Origin of the sequence: Streptomyces xanthophaeus, from assembly GCF_000725805.1 — a bacterium.
GTDB lineage: Bacteria > Actinomycetota > Actinomycetes > Streptomycetales > Streptomycetaceae > Streptomyces > Streptomyces xanthophaeus.
Genome location: NZ_KL647137.1, coordinates 102386 through 121952, shown reverse-complemented (window position 1 = coordinate 121952; position 19567 = coordinate 102386). Strand labels below are relative to the sequence as shown.

Genomic DNA, 19567 nt, shown 5'->3' with positions numbered 1-19567 from the left:
ATGAAGTACCCGCACGGCGCACCGGCCGTACCCCGGTGACGGCCGCCCCGTCCCCCGTCCCGTCCCTGACCTTCGCCGCCTGGCGTCCCGGACCGCCCCCGCGGTACGTGCCCCTGGCGGAGCTCCTCGTCCGCCTGGGCTCCTTCGGGCTGGGGCTCACCTGGAAGGTCGACCTCCCGGACGCGCCCCACGGCTGGATCCCGTCGCACGAATGGGCGACGGCCCGCCACGGCATCGGGACCCTGCGGCTGCTGGCCCTGGTCACGCCCGAGGTGCAGTTCGTCGACGGCAACTACGACGGCTACGACGCGGACGGCCGGCTCGTGCTGGAACTCCAGGAGTTCGACGGCACGAGCTGGGACGTAAGGAGCGTCGACCCGTGGGTCCTGGACGAGGTCCGCCGCTGGTTCCCGGACGCCCGGCCGAGCCCGCCGGGAGCCTGGGGCGAACTCCCGGCGTAGCGCCGCGGACGGCGGGGGCACCGCTCCCGTCACGCCCCCGGGAGGGGCCGGCAGAGCAGGGCCGCCGGGGAGGGCCGGGCAGCGGCGCGGGTGGTGAAGGCGATGCCCGCCGCGTACTCGGTGGGCAGGCACTGGCCCTTGTAGTGCCCGGAGGCGAAGTCCGCGCCCGGGCCTCCCGGCGGGCGGTTGTCCCCGCGGTCGAACCAGACGGTGCGCCCGCCCGCCGGGAGGGCGCTGCGGGCCGGTGCGCACAGCGCGGCCGAGACCCGCTGCCCCCGCAGGCTGTAGCCGGTCAGGAACTGGCCCGCCGGGCACTGGAACTTCGTGTAGCCGCCCGCCCAGTCCCCGCCGGGCGGCACGTACGCCTCGTCGCGCACGACGGTGTTCCCGCCCGTGGCGGCGCGCAGGCCGGAGGTGGCGCACAGGCCGCGGCCCCCGGTGTGGCTGAGTCCGGCCAGGCCGGAGCCGTCGGGGCAGACGGCCTTGCGGGCCCCGCTGTCCCAGTCACCGGCGGCCCGGGTGAGCAGCGAGGCGTTGTGGTCGCGGTGGTCCGTGGTCAGCTGGTGCCAGGCGGGGGCGGCGGGTACGGGTCCGGTGCGGCCGGGGGTGGCGGCGAGCCCGGTCCAGGGCCCGGTGCGCCAGTCGCCCGGATCGAGTACGCCCGAGCGCAGCCCGGTGGCGCCGTAACGCAGCAGGGCCCAGCTGTCGCCGCCGGGCGCGCCCTGAGCGGTGGTGCTCCAGCCGACCAGCGGCCAGTACGCGAAGTCCGCGTCGGCGGCGGTCAGATGGCCGGTGAGGTTGCCGAACCAGGCCCGTGGCAGGGTGCCGTTCTCGTCGGCGCCGATGCCGAACTCGCTGATCCAGACGGGGGCGGTGAAGTGCGCGCCGGTTTCGGCGGAGACGAAGAAGGCCTGGTCGTACAGGGTCTGTTCGAGCTGGGTCCGGGGCATGTCCTGGTAACGCAGGTCGCTGGTCTCGCCGATGCCGGTGGCTCCGCTGTGGCGCGGGCCGGTGTAGCCGTAGAAGTGGGCGGAGTAGACGAGCTTGCCGGAGACGGTGAGGGTGTGGGAGAGGGCGCGTACCGGGGTGAGGGTGGGGCGGCCGTGCGGGAAGCCGTCCACGGGCAGGCCGGTCCAGTTGATGCCCTCGATCACGATGAGCAGGTTCGGATTGGCCTCGGTGAGGATGCGGTCGCCCGCCTCCTGGGCGGCCGCGTGCCAGTCGTGCTGGTCGCCGAGGCCCCAGTTGGGGTCGTCGAGGACGTCGCGGCGGACCTCGTTGTAGAGGTCGGCGCCCACGACGCGCGGGTTGTCCCGGTAGCGGCGGGCGAGGAAGACCCAGTCGTCGGCCCACTGTGCGGTGGAGCGGCCGGAGCTGTTCCAGCGTTCGTTGCCGTCGAGGCCGCAGCACCACCGGGTGGTGACCGTGTGGTTGTTGAGGATGACGGCGAAGCCGCCTTCGGTGAGGGCGGTGACCACGGCGTCGTAGACCTGGATCGGGGTGCGGCCGCGCAGGGCCGGGTTGGCGGCCACGGCTGCGTCCGGGACCGGGGTGGTGGTGCGGAGCATCTCGTTGGAGAAGGGCAGCCGGATGCTGTTGAGGCCGAGGGCCCGGAAGTCGGCGAGCAGGGCGGGCAGGGGCACCCGGTCCAGGCCGATGGGGATGCCGTGGGAGTTCTGGCCGCTGTGGTGGGCGGCGGGGTCGTTGCGGTCGCCGGAGCCGTTCCAGGAGCCCTGGGCGCCGTCCCAGTTCCCCGAGCGCAGGCGGAAGCGGTTGCCCCGGGCGTCCACGATGTACCGGCCGCGGGTGGACAGCGGCGGGGTCCACTGCTCCTGCCCGGTGGCAGCGACGGCGTCCGCAGGGGCCGCCGGGACGGCCTGAGCTGTCTGAGCCGTCTGAGCTGCTGCCTGCGCGGGCAGGGCGCCTGCCAGGAACAGCAGGGCTGCCAGGACCGTACGTAAGAGGTTCTTCATCCCACTCCTGCCGGGCTCAGGCCGGCCCGGCGGCCGTGCCGCGCACAAGTTACCGGGCGGTCCGTGGCGGCGGAAGCGATGTGCCGGGGCACTTTCCCGCCCGTCGGCGGGCCCGTCCGCGGACCCGTCCGCAGGCCCGTCCACGGGCATGTGCACGGACCCCGTCCCACGGGCACGGCGCCGACGTGGGGAGCACATCGCGTGGCACCCGGCGAACCGGCGAAAGCGCCCCGCGCGCGCCCGCGCCCCTCTACCGTGCCCTGGGGGGGATCGTCGAGGGCACCGGAGGGCGGGGCGGATGGACGAGGAAGAGGACATGCGACTGGCGAGGATGACGCCGGAGATATCCCGCCGCACCCTCACCATGCTGCGCGGTCTGGTCGGCCTGGAGCCGCCCGAGCAGGTGCCGGAGGACGCCATGCTCGTGGCCGACGCGATCCTGGCCGAGCACGGCACCGACGGGCTGCGGGTGCTGGTCATGACCCTGGCCTCGTGGACGACGGCGCAGATCGAGAACGTGGCCGAGCTGAGCCGGCGCAGCCACGAGGCGGTGCTGGACGCGATGGAGCTGGCCTGTCTGGAGGCGAACGCCGAGGAGTAGCGGGCCCGGTCATGATCCGCTCGGCACCCCCCGGAGTTGTCAAGCGGAAACCGGCGGCTCCCGTCCGCCCTCGTTCGGGCGGTCGTCGGCGACACTGGGGGGAGCAGGAGCTTCGTGGGGGGTCGTGATCGGAGGCCGTCGTGAGCACACCTTCTCCCGTCCGGATCGCCGCCGTCCTGTCCACGGAGCATCGTGGACGGCTCATGTCCCAGGCCCGCGAGGTCAACTTCCCGGAGAACGCGCGGATCTTCGACGAGGGCTCCGCAGCCGAATCCTTCTGGATCGTGCGCTCCGGCACCGTGACCCTGCAGATACCGGTGCCGGGCCGGCGGCCCGCGTCCGTCGAGAACCTCGGCTCCGGTGAGCTGGTCGGCTGGTCCTGGTTGTTCCCTCCGTACGTGTGGCAGCTGAGCGCCGAGGCGATGACACCGGTGCGGGCCTACGAGTTCGACGCGACGGGCATCCGGATGCTCATGGACGCCGACCCGGCCTTCGGTTCCGCGGTGGGGCACTGGGTGGGGCGCGTCCTGGCCCTGCGGCTGCAGCAGACCCGCACCCGGCTGCTGGACCTGTACGCCCCGCGCCTCGCCGCTCGCTAGCGGGGAGGCCCCGGAGGCCCCTCGCTGCCGTTTCTGAGGGGTTTCCGGCGCGTCTCAAACCGGTTTCCAGGGTGGTGTTCGGCCGATTCGCCCCTCCGCTCCCCCACAGGTCAGCGCTCCCGCACCGCTGCGGTCTGCACTCATGCGGACACGATGAGTGACGTGAAATGGGGGTGGGAACGGGCGTTCGCGGGCCGCGTGGGCAAGACTCTGTCCGCTATCCGAAACATCCACCCAAGGGAGTGTTCGAAATGCGGTCCATCGCAAGGGGTCTCGGGCTCGGTTCCGCCGCCATGGCGCTCACCGCGCTCACCGCGCTGGCCTGGCCCGGAACGGCCGGAGCGGCACCCTCGGGCACGGCGAGCCTGTACGCGCCGTCCGCCCTCGTGCTCGCCGTGACGGCCGGGGACGACGCCGAGGCGGGTACGGTGCTGCGCGCAGTGACCCTCGTCTGCGCACCGACGCCCGGCGGCACTCACCCGGACCCCGTCGCCGCGTGTACCGAGCTGCGGGCCAGCGCCGACCGGCTGGACGTGCTCACCGAACCCGCCCCCGACGTCGCGTGCACCAGGGAGTGGAATCCGATGACCGTGACGGCCGACGGGGTGTGGGAGGGGCGGCGGCTGAGCTACGCCCACACCTTCGGCAATCCGTGCGGCCTGCGCAGCAGCTCCGGCATACTGTTCGACTTCTGACCTGAAGTCACCTGCCTCACCCGGGGCCGGCCGACGGCACGCAGCCGCCGGCCGGCCCTTCCGGTCGCCCGGCTCCGCCCCTGTCCCGGCTCCTCCTTGACCTGCCGTCAGCCCAGTTCGAGGCTGGTGACCCCGTACAGCCCGGCCAGGTCCGTCGCCGGAGCCGGGCCGGTGTACATCCGGGCGGTCTCGAAGGTCGGCTCCAGGCCCAGGCCGGTGACCAGGGCGGTGGCCCGCGGGTTGGCGTCGGGCACGTCCAGGGCGATCAGGCCGCCGGGCGCGCGGGCCGCCAGCGCCCGCAGCAGGGCGGCCGCGATCTCGGGGCCGGAGGCGTACAGCGGACCGATCCGGGAGGCTCCGCTGCACGGGCGGACCACGCCGAGCCCCTCGACGACCCCGTCGCGGACCGCGGCCAGCGCCGTCCGCCCGGGCAGGCCCGTCCAGGCGGAGAGGAAGGCGTCGCGCTCCGCGGGGAAGAACCGCCGGTCGTAGGCGGCGAGCCGGCCGAAGGGCAGCGAGGCCGCGTCCACCACCTCCACCCCGCCCGGCCCGCCGCCGGCGCGGCCGCCGGGTCCGGCGCCTTCGGGGACGCCTTCGGGGACGCCTTCGTGGCGGACGTTGTTCCAGGCCGGACGGAACCCGGACTTTCGGTAGTTGTCCTGCTGGGCGACCACCCCGTCGAGCCCGGCCAGCCGCCCGCCGAGCCGTTCCATCCCGGCGCGCCACAGCTGGATCCCGTACCCCTGGCCGCGGACCTCGGGACGGGTGATGTACAAACCGATGAAACCGAACCCGGCCCCGTAGCGCACGGCGGAGATGCAGCCCACCGGTTCACCGCCGAGCCGGCCGACGAGGAAGCCCGCCGGGTCGGCGACCGCGAAGGCGAAGCGGTCCGAGTCCCCCGGGTTCCAGCCCTCCTCCTCGGCCCACGCGCGGATCGTCTCCATGTCGGCGCCGCCGGCACCGGTGATCTCGAATCCCCTCATGTCCGGTGTTGTACCAGATGCCCACCGGGCGCACAGGAAGCCCTGTCCGGCCGGCGGGGGACGGTGGGGCCGGTCAGCCCGCGCAGATCACGTCGTCGAGCCGGATGGGCCGGGAGTCCAGGCGCACGTACGCGGTGAAGGTGTCGGTGACGCCCGCCTCCCAGTGCGTGGTGACGGTGGCCCAGCCGACGCCCGCCAGCTGGGCCACCGTCACCGGCCCGATGCCGATGTCCTTCGGCTGGTTCTGCGCACACAGCAGGACGTCACCGTCCGGGCTCAGCACCTGCCGCTCCTGGAGCACCGAGGAGATCCGGTACCGGCGGTCGAAGGCGGAGGGGCCGTGATCACCGTAGAAGGTGGTCAGGAAGGTGCCGATCTGGGAGGCCGTGTGCTGGCGCGTGGCCGCTCCGGGTGCCGCGGCGGTCGTGGGATCCGCTCCCGGGACGGCCGCGGAAGGCGGAGCGAGCAGCGCGAGCAGGGCCAGCGACAGGACACCGAGGCTGTACGGCATGAGCTTCATGCACCGGTTTGTACCCGCCTGCCCGGCCCACGGGAGGGACCCCGCGCGGATCTCACTCCACTGGAGGCCCGATTCACCGCAGGAACGCCCCTCCGGCCGCGCCGGACGTGCCGTGACCGGCGGGTAATACGGTCGCGGCCGACGGGGGCGCTTTCGTAGGCTCGCGACATGGGGAAGCCGCTCGTAGCAGTGTTCAGTGGGGCCGGAATGTCCACGGATTCCGGGATTCCGGACTATCGGGGTCCGCAAGGACTGTGGCGGCGGGAGCCGGACGCCGAAAAGCTCGTGACCTACGCGTACTACATGGCCGATCCCGAGATCCGGCGCCGGTCCTGGCTGATGCGGGCCGAGGTCGGGGCGCTCGGGGCGCAGCCCAACGCGGCGCACCTGGCGGTGGCCGGGCTGGAGCGCGGCGGGACCCCGGTGCGGGTGATCACGCAGAACGTGGACGGGCTGCACCAGATGGCCGGAATGCCCGCGCGCAAGGTCTTCGAGCTGCACGGCACCGCCCATTCGGTGGTGTGCACCGCCTGCCACGACCGGTCGGAGATGGCCGGGGCCCTGGCCCGGGTCGCGGCCGGGGAGCCGGATCCCGCCTGCCTGCGCTGCGGCGGGATCCTCAAGCCGGCGACCGTGATGTTCGGCGAGCGGCTCGACCCGGTCGTGCTGGGACAGGCGATGGCCGTGGCCAAGGGCTGCCAGGTGTTCGTCGCCGTCGGCTCGACGCTCCAGGTGCAGCCCGCGGCCTCGCTGGCCGGGATGGCCGCGGAGGCCGGGGCCCGCCTGATCATCGTGAACGCGGAGGAGACCCCGTACGACGCGCTCGCCGACGAGGTCGTGCGCGAGCCGATCGGGACCGCCCTGCCCGCACTGCTGGCCAGCCTCGCCGGGTGACGCGGGGCGGCCCTACCGGCCGTCGGCCGCGCGCCGCATCTCGGCCACGTCCAGCTTCTTCATCTTCAGCATGGCCGCGGCGGCCCGGGCGGCCCGCTCCGGGTCGGGGTCGGCGATCAGCTCGATGGCCTCTTCCGGGGTGACCTGCCAGGACACCCCGAACTTGTCCTTGACCCAGCCGCAGGCGGACTCCTGGCCGCCGTCGCGGGTGAGCGCCTCGTAGTAGTAGTCGGCCTCCGCGTCGTCGGCGCAGCGGATCTGGAAGGAGACGGCCTCGGTGAAGGGGAACTGGGGGCCGCCGTTGAGTCCGATGAACTGCTGCCCGTTGATCTCGAACTCGACGACCATGACCTCACCGGCCGGGCCCGGACCCGCCTCGGTGTAACGGCCGATCCGGCCCAGCCTGCCGTCCTTGAACACCGACAGGTAGTAGTCCGCGGCGGCCTCCGCGTCCCCGTCGAACCACAGGCACGTGGTGAAACCCTTGCTGGTCATGGCTGCCTCCAGGCGAGTGCGACGGACGGATCCGCGGTGGTGGACCCCGTCCCTCACATACAGACCGGCCCCGGGCCCGAAATTCATCGGTGGGCCCGGGGCCGGTCCGTGTCCAGCCTGGAATTACCTCGTACGGGTCACTTGGCGGAGGACCCGGTCACGCCGAGCATCCGGTCGACGACCCGCTTCGTGGCTTCGCCGTCGTCCAGGTCGCAGAACTCCGCGCGGAACGCCGCCCGCGCCTCGGCGTACTGCTCCCCGACCGCGTCCGCGTTGCGGACGGCCTCGACCAGGCTCGCCGAGTCCGCGAGCAGCGGGCCGGGCGCCTTCTCCTCCAGGTCGAAGTTGAAGCCGCGCAGCGTGCCGCGGTAGTGCTGGAGGTCGTACGTGAAGAGCAGGATCGGCCGGTCGGTCAGCGCGAAGTCGAAGATCGCGGAGGAGTAGTCCGAGATCAGCACGTCGGCGACGAGCAGCAGGTCCGTGGCGTCGGGCCAGCGCGAGACGTCGACGACGAAGCCGTCGCGGACGTTGTCGCGGACCTGCTCGCCCACGTTGTGGTGGCCGCGGACCAGCAGGACGTGGTCCTCGCCGAGCTCGCGGCGGGCCGCGTCCAGGTCGATCCGCAGGTCGAGCTTGTAGCCGCCGGACCAGCCCTCGCAGTTCTCACGCCACGTGGGCATGTAGAGGACGACCTTCTTGCCCTCGGGCAGGCCGAGCCGGCGCTTGACCTCCGCGATCCGCTCCGCGTCGGGCCGGACGAGCGCGTCCGTGCGGGGGGCGCCGGACTCGATGACCTCGCCCTGGTAGCCGAGGGCGCGCTTGAGCACGGGCGTGGCGTACGAGCTCGGAGAGGCGAGCAGCGTCCACTGGGCGCTGTCGTGCTCCAGGCCCTCCAGGACCTCGGGGCTCGTGTAGTAGTCGTGGACGAAGTCGTGGCCGATCTGCTTGATCGGCGTGCCGTGCCAGGTCTGGACGACGGTCTGGCCGGGACGGCGCAGGAAGTTCCGCGGCACGTTGGAGTTGACCACGTAGTAGCGGGCCCGGGCCAGCAGCTCCCAGGACTCCACGCTGTCGTACTGCACCGCGCGGGCGGTCGCGGGCACCTCGGCGCGGCCGTCGCGGACCAGCCAGACGTGTTCCAGCTTCTCCCCGCGGCGCAGCAGCTCCTCGTGGATGGCGCGCGGGGAGTCGCCGGCGCCGGTGCCCTGGAAGGCGTCGTAGACGACGACGTCCTTGACCGGCAGGGCACGCTGCGCCGGGTAGGTCTCGAAACGGGCCGTGCGCTGGGCGTAGTTCGAGCGGTCGTGCGGGCTCAGCAGCGGGTCGGAGACGAGGACCATGCGGTCGTAGAAGCGTGCCTCGACCCGCATCCGGCGGCCGTGCGTGGTGAAGGGGTGCGGGCCGGCGAAGAGCATGCCGGGGCCCATCTGCACGGGGGCGCCGCGGTCGACGCCGAGCAGGCCGGCGGTGGTGCCGCCCTCGGCGACGGGGCGCAGCGTGGGCCACCAGCGGCCCTCGGGAAGGGTCGTGCGGCCCGCGTAGGCCTCGGGGAGCACCGGCTCGAAGGTGGTCGTGAAGGTGTCTGCGTCACGGGTGACCGGGTAGCTGAACTCGACGCCGTGCACGTTGTGCAGGACGAGCTCGTAGGGCTCGTCGGTGGGGGCGAGGAAGCGGCCCCGCAGGGTCACGGCGCCGTCCTTGGCCTCGACGGCGTCGACCAGCGGGGGCGAGGGCTGGACGGAGAGGGTCAGGTGTCCGGTGTTCCCGCGCTTGGCGAAGAGCGAACGGCCGGCGTCGGCGCCGGGCAGGGCCATGACCAGGCCGGTGAAGCCGCCGCGCTCGTCGTGGACCAGGCGGTGCTCGGTGCCGTCGGCGGCGAGCACGGACAGGCTCCAGGGCTCTGGGGTCCACTCGCCGGGCTCGCAGGCGGCGTCCGGTACGGCGGCCAGCTCGGCCAGCGGGACGCGGACGGTGAAGGGGGTCCGGCCTGCGACGGCCGGGCCGGTCTCCACCGGGAAGGTGAGCGCCGCGGTGGTGCTGACGTGGACGGCCTGCAGGGTGGCTCCGGAGCCGACCCCGGCGGCGAGTTCACCGGCGATCTCAAGGGCGTCGTCGCCGGCCTTGCGGACGTCCAGGGCGCGGGCGCGGACCTTCTCCACCTGGATGGTGAGGGCTCCGGAGACGCTGGGGACGATGCGGACGTCCGGGGCTACCCAGTGCGGGGGCGGGTTCTGGCCGGTGTCGTGCTCGCCGCCCTTGAGCCGGGCGCGGTGCAGGCCGCCGGCGCCGGTGACGGCGATGGACGTGGTCCATATGCCCTCGTTCCAGGTGCCGCCCGACTGGAAGATCGAGGGGTCGACGACGGCGGTGAAGCCGGCCCAGTCGGCATGGCGGAGGGCGAGGTGCGGGGCGTTCACGGTGGCCATCGGGGAAGCGACCGTGCGGGCGCTGACGACGGAGCGGCGGCGCTTGCCTCCCTCGCGGAAGACCAGCATCTTGCGCGAGCCGATGCGGCTCTCCGCACCGAGGTGGCCGGGCAGGGCGTAGCCGCGCAGCAGGAGCTTGCCGTCGGCCCAGGCCGCCTGCTCCAGGCGGCTGACGACGCGGCGCTCGCGGGGGCCGAGGGTGAGGATCTTGGCGGGGACCGGCGGGCGGCCGTGCAGGAAGGGGTAGTCCGCCTGGGGGCGGGCGAGGCCCTTGACCGGCACGCTGTAGTGGTAGTCGCGCTGGTGGTTCTGGAGGGCGATGAAGTCCTCGACACGGCCTTCGCGGGCCAGGTACGCCTTGAGGCGGTCGGCGACGGTCAGGTCGGACCAGGGGCCGGTGCCGATCTCGCGGACGAGGCCGCCGACCTCCTTGACGAAGGCGGCGCGGAAGTCGGGGCCGCCTTCGCCGACGTACTTGTAGATGAGCGGGAGCTCCTCGCTCAGCACGTTGTAGTCGTATTCGCGGAGGTAGCGCTCATACTTGGCGCCCTGCTTGGCCTTGAGGGACTCGCGGACCAGGCGTACCGACTGCACGCGGTCGATGAGGGAGACGGGGTCGGTGGAGCGCTGGGTGATGGAGCGCTCGCCGGTCTCGCGGACGCGCCAGTGGTAGACGCAGTCGCTGATGATGTCGACGCTGGAGGCGAAGTAGTGCGCCGGGATGCTGACGGGGGCGTCCTCGTAGAGGATGCCCTCGGGGTACTGGAAGCCGTGCTCGTCCCAGAAGGTGCGGCGGTAGACCTTGTTCCACGCGGTGCGGTCGGTGACCAGCGCCGGGAACTTGGAGATGTGGGTCTTCAGCTGGGTCTTGGCGAAGGCCGCCCGGTGGCCCCAGGACTGCTGCATGCCGACGGAGCGGAAGCGCTTCACGTTGCCGCCCGCGAAGTCCGAGCCCGTCTCGTCGAGGGCGTCGATCAGCCGCTGGTAGGCGTACGTCGGCATGGTGTCGTCGCTGTCGACGAAGGCCAGGTACTCGCTGTCCTTGTGGGCGTGGCGGGCCCCCACGTTGCGGGCCGCGCCGAGGCCGGCGTTCTCCTGCATGACCACGCGGAAACGCTTGTCCCTGGCGGCGAACGCCTTGGCCATGACGGCGCTGGTGTCCGTGGACCCGTCGTCCACGAGGATGACCTCGAAGTCTTCGAAGGTCTGAGCGGCAATGGATTCCAGGCACTCGTCGAGGTAGAGCTCGACGTTGTAGACGGGGACGACGATGCTCAGGCGCGGGGGCATGGGTGGCGGATTCTCCAGCGTTTTATGCTTTATCGATGATCAGTTGATGAGAGCATCCTACTCGGTAACGGATTCATAAAATCCCCCTATCCCGGTCATACCGGAGCTGATCGCCGGGGCGGACGGCAAAGAATTCAGCCGCCCGCCACCCGGACGATGCGGTCGGACGTGGTCCGGCGAGGGGGAATGGCTGGTCAGACCTCCAGCTCGTTCTCGATCTTCTTCAGCTGGTGCCGTGCCATCGCAAGGTTCGCGCGGCCCTTGTCGAGGGCCAGGTAGAGGAAGAAACCGGCAGCTCCCCGGCCCTTCAGCAGCCGGATGAGGTGGTACTGGCCACCGAGGGTGATCAGGATGTCCTCGATCTCGTCCTTCAGGCCGAGCATCTCCATGGTGCGCACCTTGGCGCGCACCACGTCGGTGTTGCCGGCGGCCGCGACCGCGAGGTCGAGGTCCTTGCCGCCCCCGATGGTGCCGAGGGCCATGCCGCTGCCGTAGTCGACCAGGGCGGCGCCGATCGCACCGTCGATGGTCGTGGTGGCTTCCTTGAGTGCGGTCTCGACGTTGGCCATGGGAGGTACCTCTTTCTCTGTGGGCTGTGGTGGTGCCCGGTCCGGTCGGACCGGGGTGGTGGTCTGTGGCCGGCTCAGCCGGGGGGCGCCTCGGGACCGCGCCGCCCCAGGGTGTGGTCGATGAGCTCGGCTATGCGCAGGCTGGAGCGGCGGGCCTCCAGGTGGAGGCGTCCCACGTTCAGGCGCGGTTCCGCGATCAGGGTGAGGACGGCCGCGTCACCGGCCGCGTAGGTGGCGACGTATCCGTGCTCTCCGCGCACGAGCAGTTCGCGGAACGCGCCCTGGCCCGTGCTGTCGCTGAGCCGCTGGGCCACGGCGAGGGCGGCCGCGGTGAGCGCGGCCACGGACTCGGACTCGGTGGCGGCGCTGTCCTGGGCGAGCACCAGGCCGTCGCTGCTGGCGGCGAGGGCGCCGGTGAGCTGCGGTACCCGGGCCCGCAGCCTGCGGAGCTCGGCGAGTATCTCGGTCTCCGCTTCGGCGGGCACCGCACTCATGTCGGCCTTTCTCCTCTCGGGCTGTCTCCGCTCGGAGCGGTCGGCTCGCAGGACCGGTCGCAGCGGGAGCCTCACAGGCTTGCCTCCAGTGCGTCGCGTAACCGGCGGAGCAGCGCCACGTCCGGGGGTTGGGCCTGGGTCATCCAGTCGGGCAGGGGGGTCACGGCCGGCTCGGGGGCCGGCGCGTGCGGGGTGTCCACGAGTCCGGCTGCCGCGAGGCGCCGTACGTCGAGCAGCGTGTGGAAGGCGGGTCTGCCCATGAGCCAGGCGAGGTCCGCCGGGGTGCGCACGCCGTCTGCGTGGGCCAGCAGCATCCGCTGGCGGGGGGTGACGGTCTGGCCGGGTGCGGCGGCCCGGGGCACCACGGGTGCGGTGTCCAGGAGCGGGTAGGGCCACACGGCGTCGAGGAGCTCGCGGCGGCGCCGGGTCTCACGTTCGACGGCGTCGGCGGGGACGGAGCGGACGGAGCCGATCCAGTGGGTGGCCCCGCGGCGGAACCGGGAGGGCCCGCTGCCCGGGGACAGGGCGAAGAACGCTGCGTCGAAGATGGCGGCGAGGTGACATATCTCCAGTTCGCCGCCCGCGAGACCGCCGCTGTCGACGAGGAACCGGGCGACCTGGCGGCGGGCGCCGGCCTGGTTCACCGCCTCGCGCCAGCGTTCGGGGGCGAGGCCCCCACCGGTGGTGAGGAGCACGTCGAGGCCGGGGGTGGCCGGGCTCTCGGCGTGCACGATGCGGCCGTCTTCGAGGAAGAGGGTGCCGCGGTCGCGGAGCAGGGCGCCGGTGGCGCGCTCGGCGGCGAGCCGGGTGAGGAGCGGGGAGACGGCTATCGCGGCGGTGGGGGCCGGAGCGGTGGTGGGGACGGTCATCTGAGCACCAGCCCTTCGGCCAGTGCGCGGAGTCTGTGGCGGGCCATGGCGAGGTTGCCCTCGGCGCGGTCGAGCCACAGGTGCAGGAAGACGCTGCTGTCGAAGCTCGTCTCGACGAATCGGAGCACGTGGTAGCCGGTGCGGGTGGTGACGATCAGGTCCTCCACGGGCGGACCGCCCAGGCCCTGGCCCGCTCCGCCGCCGGATGCCGTGCCCTCCTCGGCCGGGGCGAAGGACTCGTACTCGGCGGCCGCCCGGGCCAGTTCGGCGGTCTCGGCGGCGGTCGTCTCGTGGTCGCCCACGGGCGAGTCCCCTGCGGTGCCGAGGGCCAGTCCGCTGCTCCAGTCGACCAGCGCGGCCCCCCGCGCACCAGGCAGGGCCATGGCTTCGAGCAGACATTCGTCGATCCCGGGCACTCGGGCTCCCCTCCCGGCCGGACCGTGCGGGGTGCACGGTCGTACGGCGCGACAGGAGGGAACTTACTCAAGTTCCACACTGCGAAAGGGCGTTCTGGCATTTTCCGCTGGAACATGCGCGGAAGCACGTGACACCTTGGCCGGAACACGACGACTTTTGATCAAGAAGGGCGCAGAAGATCGTCCGCGGTCCGGAACCCTCCGCTCCGCGCCGGTGTCCGCACGCGTGACCGAGCACGCGCAGCAGGCCGGAGGCGCTCCGGACGGCCCCCCGGCCGCCGCTGCCGGACCGCGCCCTAAGATCACCGGACACCGCTCCCGCCGCCCGGTCCACCGGGCGCATCCGGGTGCGGTGGGGGGAGGGAGAACATGGAGACCATCGGTGGAGTGGCGGCACCGACGCGGCCGTGCCCGGAGTGCGGCAACGGGGTGCCTGCACAGGAGGGGTACGTCGAGTGGTGCGCGCGGTGCGACTGGAACGTGGACCCGGGCGCGCCCGATCCGCATCCCGGCCGTCTCGCGGCCGTCCGGCGGCGCCTCGCGCGCCGGTACGGGGAACAGCTGGCGGCCGAACTGCAGCAGGGCGCGGGCGGCGCGTCCCACCGGCGGTGGGACACGGCGGGGGTGCTGGCCCTTGCGGTGGCGCTGCTGGTCCACGGGGTGACCGCGGCGCTGATCACGGCCGGGGTCCTGCTGATCGTGCTCGGGTGGGGTGCCGGGGCCCTGCCCCTGCTGGGCGTGCTGCTCCTGGGGATCGCGGCGGTGCTGCGGCCGCGCCCCGGCAGGCTGCCCGAGGGCGCTCCGGTGCTGTACCGGGCGGACGCGCCACGGCTGTTCGGCCTGATCGACGAGGTCGCGGCGCTCTGCGGGACCTCCGGGGTGAACGCCGTGGTGGTGTCCTGGGACGCCAACGCCTCGGTGACCTCCTACGGCTACCGGCGGCACCGGGTGCTGGACCTCGGGCTGGGCCTGTGGGAGGTGCTGGGGCCGCAGGAACGGGTGGCGCTGCTGGGGCACGAGCTGGGGCACTTCGCCCACGGCGACGTCCGGCACATGAAGGTCACGAGTGGGGCGCTGCACTCCCTCGCGGTCTGGCACTACATGCTCGGCCGAACCGAGCCCCGGCAGCTGACGGACCGGTTCGTGAACGCCCTGACCCTCCTGCCGCGGACGGCCGTGTACGGGCTGCTGCTCCTGCTCGACCGGCTGACCCTGCGGGACGCGCAGCGGTCGGAGTACCTCGCCGACGCCAGTGCGGCCCGCGCGGGTTCCACCGAGGCCGCCGTCGGGCTGATGGACCGGCTGCTGGTCACCGGCTCCGTCCACTCGGAGCTGCGCCGGGCGTCGGCGGCCGCCCGGATGCGGGGCGGCCCGGGCGGCCGAGAGGCCCTCGACCGGGCCGAGGAGGGACTGTGGGAGCGGCTGGCCGGTCACATCGGGGCCGTGCCGGAGCGGGAGTACGAGCGGCTGCGCCGGGTCTCCGCCCTGCGCGGGCACGCCGTGGACGACACGCACCCGCCGACCCATCTGCGCCGCCTGTGCGTGTCCGCCGGCGGACCGCTTGCGGCCGGTGTCGTATGCGACGAGGACCTGGAGGGGGCCGTGGCCGCGGAACTGGCGCCGGCCCGCGGCCTCCTGGCGCGCCGGGTGGTCCGCGAGTTCGGCTGAGCCCGGCCCGCGGCCTACCCGGTGCACGTGACGTACGCGGGCAGGGCCGCGTCCTGGATCAGGCGCCGCGGCAGGGACAGTCCGAAGCGGTGCTCCAGGACGGCGAGGGTGTCGCGGTCGCGGTGGTCGTACGGTTCGTCCTCGGGCCGGGCGCAGGCGCCGTCCGGGGTGAGGATCTTGGCGGCCACGAGGTCCGGCAGCAGGAAGTCCGGCTGGTGGCCGCCGCGCCAGCACTCCTCGCCGAGGCCGAAGCAGCACACGAGCTCGCCGTCCCTGGCGTACGCGAACTGCTTGGGCGGATGGTCCGGCTGCGGGTCGAGGTGGACGGCTTCCGCCCCGGCCCGGGAGACCTCGGCCAGCCGCTGCGCCCCGGCCGGCAGGCCGTGCTCGACGGCGAAGGACCAGCCGCCCCAGCTGCCGACGCGGGCGACCCCGTCGCCCTCCGTCGTCTCCGTGACCATGCTCCAGGCGTCCATGGCGCCCAGCGGTCCGGGGTCGAAGCCGGGTACCGCGCCGAGCCGCGCGGCGAGTTCGCGGGGGCCGATGCCCCGGGCGAAGGTCAGGCCCACGAACCACGCGTCCCAGTCGGCCAGCCACTGGATGCCGCCGCCCGCGTCCCCTGCGCTGTCCACCATCCGCGTGTCCCCCACGGTTCCCCCCGCGACGTCGGTGCTCCCCCCACCGGCACGATAGTCAGTCCGCGGGGCGCTCCGGGAGGAGTCGCTCGACCATCACCTGAATGAGTCCTTCCGTCGTCTGGGATCCGAGGAGCCCGGGCGCGGTCAGGTCGTCGACGACGAGGCCGAGCATGGCGAGGTAGAGCAGCACCACTCCCTGCCGGTCGCCGGGCAGGCCCGCCTTCAGGTGCCAGGAGACGTTGTCCTCCAGCTCGGCCGCCTGGAACCCGGTGAGTTCCGCCTGGAGTTCGGGGCGCCGGGTGCCCTCCAGGCGGAGCTCCAGCATCGCGATGTGCACGCTGCGCTCGCGCCTCATGCGTTCCAGGAGCCGTCCGAGGAGCACCTCGGTGTCCAGCGGACCGGTCAGGTCCGCGGGGTCCGGGGTGAGCCGTTCGCGGGTGCGGTGCAGGATCTGGACGAGCAACTGGGCCCGGTTGGCGAAGTAGTTCGAGGCGGTGCCGGTGGGTACGCCCGCCTCGGCGTCCACGGCGCGCAGCGTCAGGCCCCGGGAGCCCTCGCGCGCGAGCACTTCGATGGCGGCGTCGAGCAGCGCGGCGCGGCGCTGCGGATTCTGGCGCATGGTCGGGTCCCCGGGATGGGTGCGTACGGCACGGTGAGCACTGCAAGTGCAGTGCTCAGGTCACGGTAGCGGATGCGGGCGGTCCGGCCCCTCCCCAGTGCCGCCTCCCCCGTGTCAGGCTGCCCGTCATGGAGCGGATCATCGAGGAGATACGCGAGGACCTGGACCGCCGGATGGCCGTCGCGGCGGAGCGGCTCGCCGACCGGACGCTGGCCGAGGACCCCTCGTACGCCGCCCTGCTCGGCCGGGCCGAGCTGCGCGAGCGGATCCATCACAACCTCCGCCAGGCCGTCGAGGGCCTGGTCCGCAGCCTGGGCGGGCTCGCGGTGGACCTCTCCGACGCCCGGGCCACCGGTACCCTGCGGGCCGAACAGGGGCTGCCGCTCGCCTCGCTACTGCGCACCTACCGGCGGGGCGGGCGGCTGCTGTGGCAGACGCTGACCGAGGCCGTCGCCGCGCACGACCGCGAGGCGCTGCCGCGGCTGCTGCCGGGCGCGACCGCCCTGTGGGACGTGCTGGACCAGATGACCGACGCCGTGACCGAGTCGTACCGGCGTACGGAGGCCCGGCGCGGCGAGCGCGACCGGGAGCGCCGCGCGGCCCTGCTGGACGTCCTACTCGACGGGACGTCCGGCGCCGACGGGCCCGCGGCCCCCGAGGCCGCGGCGCAGCTGGGGCTGCCGGAGCGGGGCCGCTTCGCGGTGGTCGTCGTGGCCTGCGACGGCCCGCCGCTGCCGCCCGGGCCGGGTCCGGGCACCGGCCAGGGCGGCTACGGCCCCTCCCCGCGCGTGCTGTGGCGGATCCGCGCCGACGGGGAGACCGGCCTGGTGGAGCTCGGCCACCTGCCGCTGGAGTCCGTACGGGAACTCCTCGCCCCGGCCGGGGTCCGCGCCGGGATCAGCCCGGTGGTCCGGGCGCCCGCCGAACTGGCCGGGGCCCGCCGGCTGGCCGCCCTCGCCCTGCGCACCGCGCCGCCGGCCGGCGGCCCGCGGACGGTGCTCCTCGACGAACGGCTGCCCGCAGCGCTGGTCGCGGCCCAGGCCGAACTCGCGGGCCGGCTGCGCCGGGTGGTACTGGGGCCGGTGCTGGCGCTGGCGCCGGAGGACTGCCGGGTGCTGCTGACCACCCTGGGGACCTGGCTGGACTGCCAGGGTTCGACGACCAGGGCGGCCGAGCGGCTGTACTGCCACCGCAACACCGTCTCCAACCGGCTGCGCCGCATGGAGCAGCTCACCGGCCGCTCCCTGTCCGACCCCGCGCACGTGGTGGAGCTGACGCTGGCGCACGCGGCGGTGGTCCAGCGGGCCGCCGCGGACGCGGGCGCGGCGAAGCGCCCGGGGCAGGGGCCGGACCCGGCGGACCGGGCTACTGCTGCGCCGCGTCCCGGCGCTCCCGCTCCGCGGCCTTCGCCGATTCCAGGCGGTAGGGGACGTCGATCACCGCGACCCCGGGCATGAACAGCAGCCGCGCCTTCAGCCGCAGCGCGTTCTGGTTGTGCAGGGGCTGCTCCCACCAGTTGCCCACGACGTACTCGGGGATCACCACGGACAGCATGTCCGTCGAGGGGTCCGCGGCCAGTTCCTGTACGTAGGCCAGGATCGGGCCCACCACCTCGCGGTAGGGCGAGTGCAGGATCTTCAGCGGCAGACCGGGGTCGTGCTCGGCCCAGTCCTCGCGGAGCCGGGCCGCGTCCGCCTCGTCCGCCGCGACGGTGACCGCCGTGAGGGTGTCGGCCCGCAGGGCCTGCGCGTAGCCGAGGGCCTTGAGGGTCGGGGCGTGCACGGAGGCGACCAGGACCAGGACGTGGTGGCGGGCGGGCTTGCGCGGTCTGGTGCCGGGGGCGACGGCGACCTGCCGGGCGACCTGGTCGTAGTGGCGGCGTACGCCCTTCATCCCGAGGAAGAGCAGCGGCATGGCGATGACGACCAGCCAGGCCCCGTGGGTGAACTTGGTGATCAGGACGATGACCAGGACCAGGGCGGTCAGGCTGGCGCCGACCGCGTTGATGGCGAGGCGGCGGTGGATGTGCACCCGCTCCTCGCGCGCGGTGGCGGGCGAGGCGAGCTCCTTGCGCCAGTGACGGACCATGCCCGACTGGGAGAGGGTGAAGGAGACGAAGACCCCGATGATGTACAGCTGGATGAGGCGGGTGAGCTCGGCGTCGAAGGCGATGATCAGGGCGATCGCGGCGAGCGCGAGGAGCACGACGCCGTTGGAGTAGACGAGCCGGTCACCGCGGTTGTACAGCTGGCGGGGTGCGTAGCGGTCCTTGGCGAGGATCGAGGCCAGCATCGGGAACCCGTTGAAGGCGGTGTTCGCGGCGAGGATCAGCACACCGGCCGTGACGGCCTGGAGCAGGTAGAAGAGGAAGTGCCAGCTCCCGAAGGTGGCGCGGCCGATCTGCGCCAGGGCGGTGGACATCGGGGTGCCGGGGGGCAGGCCCAGTTCGGTGGGGTCCTCGGCGACGTGCACCTGGTACGACATGGCGAGGGCGGTGATGCCCACGAACATGGTCACCGACAGCACGCCCATCGCGGCCAGGGTGTTGGCCGCGTTCTTGGCCTTGGGCTTCTGGAAGGCCGGGACGCCGTTGCTGATCGCCTCGACACCGGTCAGGGCGGTGCAGCCGGAGGCGAAGGCGCGCATCGCGAGGAGCACGAGGGCCAGGCCGGTGTAGGTGCTCTCGGCGGTGATGGGCAGGTGGGCCGATTCGGCGCGGATGGTGTCACCGGTCGCCAGGCGTACGGCGGCGCAGGCGAACATGATGTAGATGACGAGGACGAACCCGTAGGTGGGGATCGCGAAGACCCGCCCCGACTCGCGCACCCCGCGCAGGTTCATCAGGGTCAGCAGCACCACGAAGCCGACGGACAGGGCCACTTCGTGGTGGCTGAGCGAGGGGATGGCGGAGGTGATCGCGGAGACTCCGGAGACCACGGAGACCGCGACGGTCATCACGTAGTCGACGAGGAGGGCGCTGGCCGCGGTGAGGGCGGCGGTGGGACCGAGGTTCTCGGCGCTGACGACGTACGCACCGCCCCCGCCGGGGTAGGCGTGGCAGGTCTGCCGGTACGAGGCGATGACCACCACCAGCAGGAAGACGATGGCGGCGGCCGCATACCAGGTGAGGTGGAGCAGTGCGACGCCGCCGAGGGCGAGGATCAGCAGGATCTCCTCGGTGGCGTAGGCCACCGAGGAGAGGGGGTCGCTGCAGAAGATCGGCAGTGCGAGCCGTTTCGGCAGCAGGGTCTCGCCCAGGCGCGCGGTGTCGAGGGGTTCACCGACCAGCACGCGTTTCGCATTGATACGCCTCATTGAGGCATGATCGGGCATGAATGCGCACGATTTGCGGTC

Annotated in this window: 19 protein-coding genes; 7 read left to right on the top strand and 12 right to left on the bottom strand. The window is 73.2% G+C overall.

From position 1 onward, the window contains the following. Nucleotides 1-35 precede the first annotated feature (35 nt). Nucleotides 36-461: a hypothetical protein gene (locus IO30_RS0138450; protein WP_051902851.1), complete on the top strand. Its 426-nt coding sequence runs from the start codon at nucleotides 36-38 to the stop codon at nucleotides 459-461. A gap of 29 nt (nucleotides 462-490) precedes the next feature. Here the strand turns inward: IO30_RS0138450 and IO30_RS0138445 are convergent, their stop codons facing one another. Beyond that, the gene (locus IO30_RS0138445) at nucleotides 491-2434 is read right to left on the bottom strand and encodes a glycoside hydrolase family 5 protein (protein WP_031151121.1); all 1944 of its coding nucleotides are present in this window, start codon (nucleotides 2432-2434) and stop codon (nucleotides 491-493) included. Nucleotides 2435-2750: 316 nt separating this feature from the next. Here IO30_RS0138445 and IO30_RS0138440 point away from each other — a divergent pair, with 316 nt between their 5' ends. The 3 genes from IO30_RS0138440 to IO30_RS0138430 all read left to right on the top strand — a co-directional run bounded on the left by IO30_RS0138440 (nucleotide 2751) and on the right by IO30_RS0138430 (nucleotide 4329). Beyond that, nucleotides 2751-3035 (top strand): hypothetical protein, encoded by a 285-nt coding sequence (locus tag IO30_RS0138440; RefSeq protein ID WP_245234268.1) that lies wholly within the window; start codon nucleotides 2751-2753, stop codon nucleotides 3033-3035. Between the two features lie 140 nt (nucleotides 3036-3175). Next, nucleotides 3176-3634, top strand: a complete 459-nt coding sequence (locus IO30_RS0138435; protein WP_031151117.1) for a Crp/Fnr family transcriptional regulator — start codon at nucleotides 3176-3178, stop codon at nucleotides 3632-3634. Between the two features lie 251 nt (nucleotides 3635-3885). Then, nucleotides 3886-4329, top strand: a complete 444-nt coding sequence (locus IO30_RS0138430) for a subtilase-type protease inhibitor (RefSeq protein ID WP_031151115.1) — start codon at nucleotides 3886-3888, stop codon at nucleotides 4327-4329. 107 nt (nucleotides 4330-4436) lie between these two features. Here IO30_RS0138430 and IO30_RS0138425 read toward each other — a convergent pair whose 3' ends face one another. Further along, on the bottom strand, nucleotides 4437-5315 hold the full coding sequence (locus IO30_RS0138425) for a GNAT family N-acetyltransferase (RefSeq protein WP_031151112.1): 879 nt from the start codon (nucleotides 5313-5315) through the stop codon (nucleotides 4437-4439). Nucleotides 5316-5388: 73 nt separating this feature from the next. Beyond that, a complete protein-coding gene (locus tag IO30_RS0138420; protein WP_031151110.1) occupies nucleotides 5389-5835 on the bottom strand; it encodes a hypothetical protein in 447 nt (148 codons plus the stop codon). A 168-nt stretch (nucleotides 5836-6003) separates the two neighbouring features. Between IO30_RS0138420 and IO30_RS0138415 the strand changes: the two genes are divergently transcribed. Then, on the top strand, nucleotides 6004-6729 hold the full coding sequence (locus IO30_RS0138415; RefSeq protein WP_031151108.1) for an SIR2 family NAD-dependent protein deacylase: 726 nt from the start codon (nucleotides 6004-6006) through the stop codon (nucleotides 6727-6729). A 12-nt stretch (nucleotides 6730-6741) separates the two neighbouring features. Here IO30_RS0138415 and IO30_RS0138410 read toward each other — a convergent pair whose 3' ends face one another. The 6 genes from IO30_RS0138410 to IO30_RS0138385 all read right to left on the bottom strand — a co-directional run bounded on the left by IO30_RS0138410 (nucleotide 6742) and on the right by IO30_RS0138385 (nucleotide 13288). Further along, nucleotides 6742-7224 carry a VOC family protein gene (locus tag IO30_RS0138410; protein ID WP_031151106.1) on the bottom strand — a complete coding sequence of 161 codons (483 nt, stop codon included), beginning with the start codon at nucleotides 7222-7224 and terminating at the stop codon, nucleotides 6742-6744. Between the two features lie 137 nt (nucleotides 7225-7361). Further along, on the bottom strand, nucleotides 7362-10940 hold the full coding sequence (locus IO30_RS0138405; protein ID WP_031151104.1) for a bifunctional glycosyltransferase/CDP-glycerol:glycerophosphate glycerophosphotransferase: 3579 nt from the start codon (nucleotides 10938-10940) through the stop codon (nucleotides 7362-7364). Between the two features lie 194 nt (nucleotides 10941-11134). Next, nucleotides 11135-11509: a hypothetical protein gene (locus IO30_RS0138400; RefSeq protein ID WP_031151102.1), complete on the bottom strand. Its 375-nt coding sequence runs from the start codon at nucleotides 11507-11509 to the stop codon at nucleotides 11135-11137. A 74-nt stretch (nucleotides 11510-11583) separates the two neighbouring features. Then, nucleotides 11584-12003: a roadblock/LC7 domain-containing protein gene (locus IO30_RS0138395; protein ID WP_037896390.1), complete on the bottom strand. Its 420-nt coding sequence runs from the start codon at nucleotides 12001-12003 to the stop codon at nucleotides 11584-11586. A gap of 71 nt (nucleotides 12004-12074) precedes the next feature. After that, nucleotides 12075-12872: a transcriptional regulator gene (locus tag IO30_RS0138390; protein ID WP_199920957.1), complete on the bottom strand. Its 798-nt coding sequence runs from the start codon at nucleotides 12870-12872 to the stop codon at nucleotides 12075-12077. Further along, entirely contained in the window at nucleotides 12869-13288 is a 420-nt protein-coding gene (locus IO30_RS0138385) for a hypothetical protein (RefSeq protein ID WP_031151096.1), read from the bottom strand. Before IO30_RS0138385 ends, IO30_RS0138390 begins: the two co-directional genes overlap by 4 nt. Nucleotides 13289-13657: 369 nt before the next feature. Between IO30_RS0138385 and IO30_RS0138380 the strand changes: the two genes are divergently transcribed. Beyond that, entirely contained in the window at nucleotides 13658-14956 is a 1299-nt protein-coding gene (locus tag IO30_RS0138380) for a M48 family metalloprotease (RefSeq protein WP_031151094.1), read from the top strand. A 14-nt stretch (nucleotides 14957-14970) separates the two neighbouring features. On the opposite strand, the gene IO30_RS0138375 is transcribed toward IO30_RS0138380, so the two are convergent. Next, nucleotides 14971-15591 (bottom strand): DUF6461 domain-containing protein, encoded by a 621-nt coding sequence (locus IO30_RS0138375; protein WP_031151092.1) that lies wholly within the window; start codon nucleotides 15589-15591, stop codon nucleotides 14971-14973. A gap of 58 nt (nucleotides 15592-15649) precedes the next feature. Then, nucleotides 15650-16213 carry a TetR/AcrR family transcriptional regulator gene (locus IO30_RS0138370; RefSeq protein ID WP_031151091.1) on the bottom strand — a complete coding sequence of 188 codons (564 nt, stop codon included), beginning with the start codon at nucleotides 16211-16213 and terminating at the stop codon, nucleotides 15650-15652. A gap of 128 nt (nucleotides 16214-16341) precedes the next feature. Here IO30_RS0138370 and IO30_RS0138365 point away from each other — a divergent pair, with 128 nt between their 5' ends. Further along, nucleotides 16342-17670 (top strand): PucR family transcriptional regulator, encoded by a 1329-nt coding sequence (locus tag IO30_RS0138365; protein ID WP_051902850.1) that lies wholly within the window; start codon nucleotides 16342-16344, stop codon nucleotides 17668-17670. Here the strand turns inward: IO30_RS0138365 and IO30_RS0138360 are convergent. Further along, on the bottom strand, nucleotides 17579-19528 hold the full coding sequence (locus IO30_RS0138360; RefSeq protein WP_031151087.1) for an APC family permease: 1950 nt from the start codon (nucleotides 19526-19528) through the stop codon (nucleotides 17579-17581). The two genes, IO30_RS0138365 and IO30_RS0138360, sit on opposite strands and share 92 nt — an antisense overlap. Nucleotides 19529-19567 lie beyond the last annotated feature (39 nt).

What these genes read in the sequence shown, in the direction of transcription:
- IO30_RS0138445 (WP_031151121.1), bottom strand. Translation starts at nt 2,434, where the DNA reads ATGAAGAACCTCTTACGTACGGTCCTGGCAGCCCTGCTGTTCCTGGCA.
- IO30_RS0138440 (WP_245234268.1), top strand. Translation starts at nt 2,751, where the DNA reads ATGCGACTGGCGAGGATGACGCCGGAGATATCCCGCCGCACCCTCACC.
- IO30_RS0138430 (WP_031151115.1), top strand. Translation starts at nt 3,886, where the DNA reads ATGCGGTCCATCGCAAGGGGTCTCGGGCTCGGTTCCGCCGCCATGGCG.
- IO30_RS0138425 (WP_031151112.1), bottom strand. Translation starts at nt 5,315, where the DNA reads ATGAGGGGATTCGAGATCACCGGTGCCGGCGGCGCCGACATGGAGACG.
- IO30_RS0138420 (WP_031151110.1), bottom strand. Translation starts at nt 5,835, where the DNA reads ATGAAGCTCATGCCGTACAGCCTCGGTGTCCTGTCGCTGGCCCTGCTC.
- IO30_RS0138415 (WP_031151108.1), top strand. Translation starts at nt 6,004, where the DNA reads ATGGGGAAGCCGCTCGTAGCAGTGTTCAGTGGGGCCGGAATGTCCACG.
- IO30_RS0138410 (WP_031151106.1), bottom strand. Translation starts at nt 7,224, where the DNA reads ATGACCAGCAAGGGTTTCACCACGTGCCTGTGGTTCGACGGGGACGCG.
- IO30_RS0138405 (WP_031151104.1), bottom strand. Translation starts at nt 10,940, where the DNA reads ATGCCCCCGCGCCTGAGCATCGTCGTCCCCGTCTACAACGTCGAGCTC.
- IO30_RS0138400 (WP_031151102.1), bottom strand. Translation starts at nt 11,509, where the DNA reads ATGGCCAACGTCGAGACCGCACTCAAGGAAGCCACCACGACCATCGAC.
- IO30_RS0138395 (WP_037896390.1), bottom strand. Translation starts at nt 12,003, where the DNA reads ATGAGTGCGGTGCCCGCCGAAGCGGAGACCGAGATACTCGCCGAGCTC.
- IO30_RS0138390 (WP_199920957.1), bottom strand. Translation starts at nt 12,872, where the DNA reads ATGACCGTCCCCACCACCGCTCCGGCCCCCACCGCCGCGATAGCCGTC.
- IO30_RS0138380 (WP_031151094.1), top strand. Translation starts at nt 13,658, where the DNA reads ATGGAGACCATCGGTGGAGTGGCGGCACCGACGCGGCCGTGCCCGGAG.
- IO30_RS0138375 (WP_031151092.1), bottom strand. Translation starts at nt 15,591, where the DNA reads ATGGTGGACAGCGCAGGGGACGCGGGCGGCGGCATCCAGTGGCTGGCC.
- IO30_RS0138370 (WP_031151091.1), bottom strand. Translation starts at nt 16,213, where the DNA reads ATGCGCCAGAATCCGCAGCGCCGCGCCGCGCTGCTCGACGCCGCCATC.
- IO30_RS0138365 (WP_051902850.1), top strand. Translation starts at nt 16,342, where the DNA reads ATGGAGCGGATCATCGAGGAGATACGCGAGGACCTGGACCGCCGGATG.
- IO30_RS0138360 (WP_031151087.1), bottom strand. Translation starts at nt 19,528, where the DNA reads ATGAGGCGTATCAATGCGAAACGCGTGCTGGTCGGTGAACCCCTCGAC.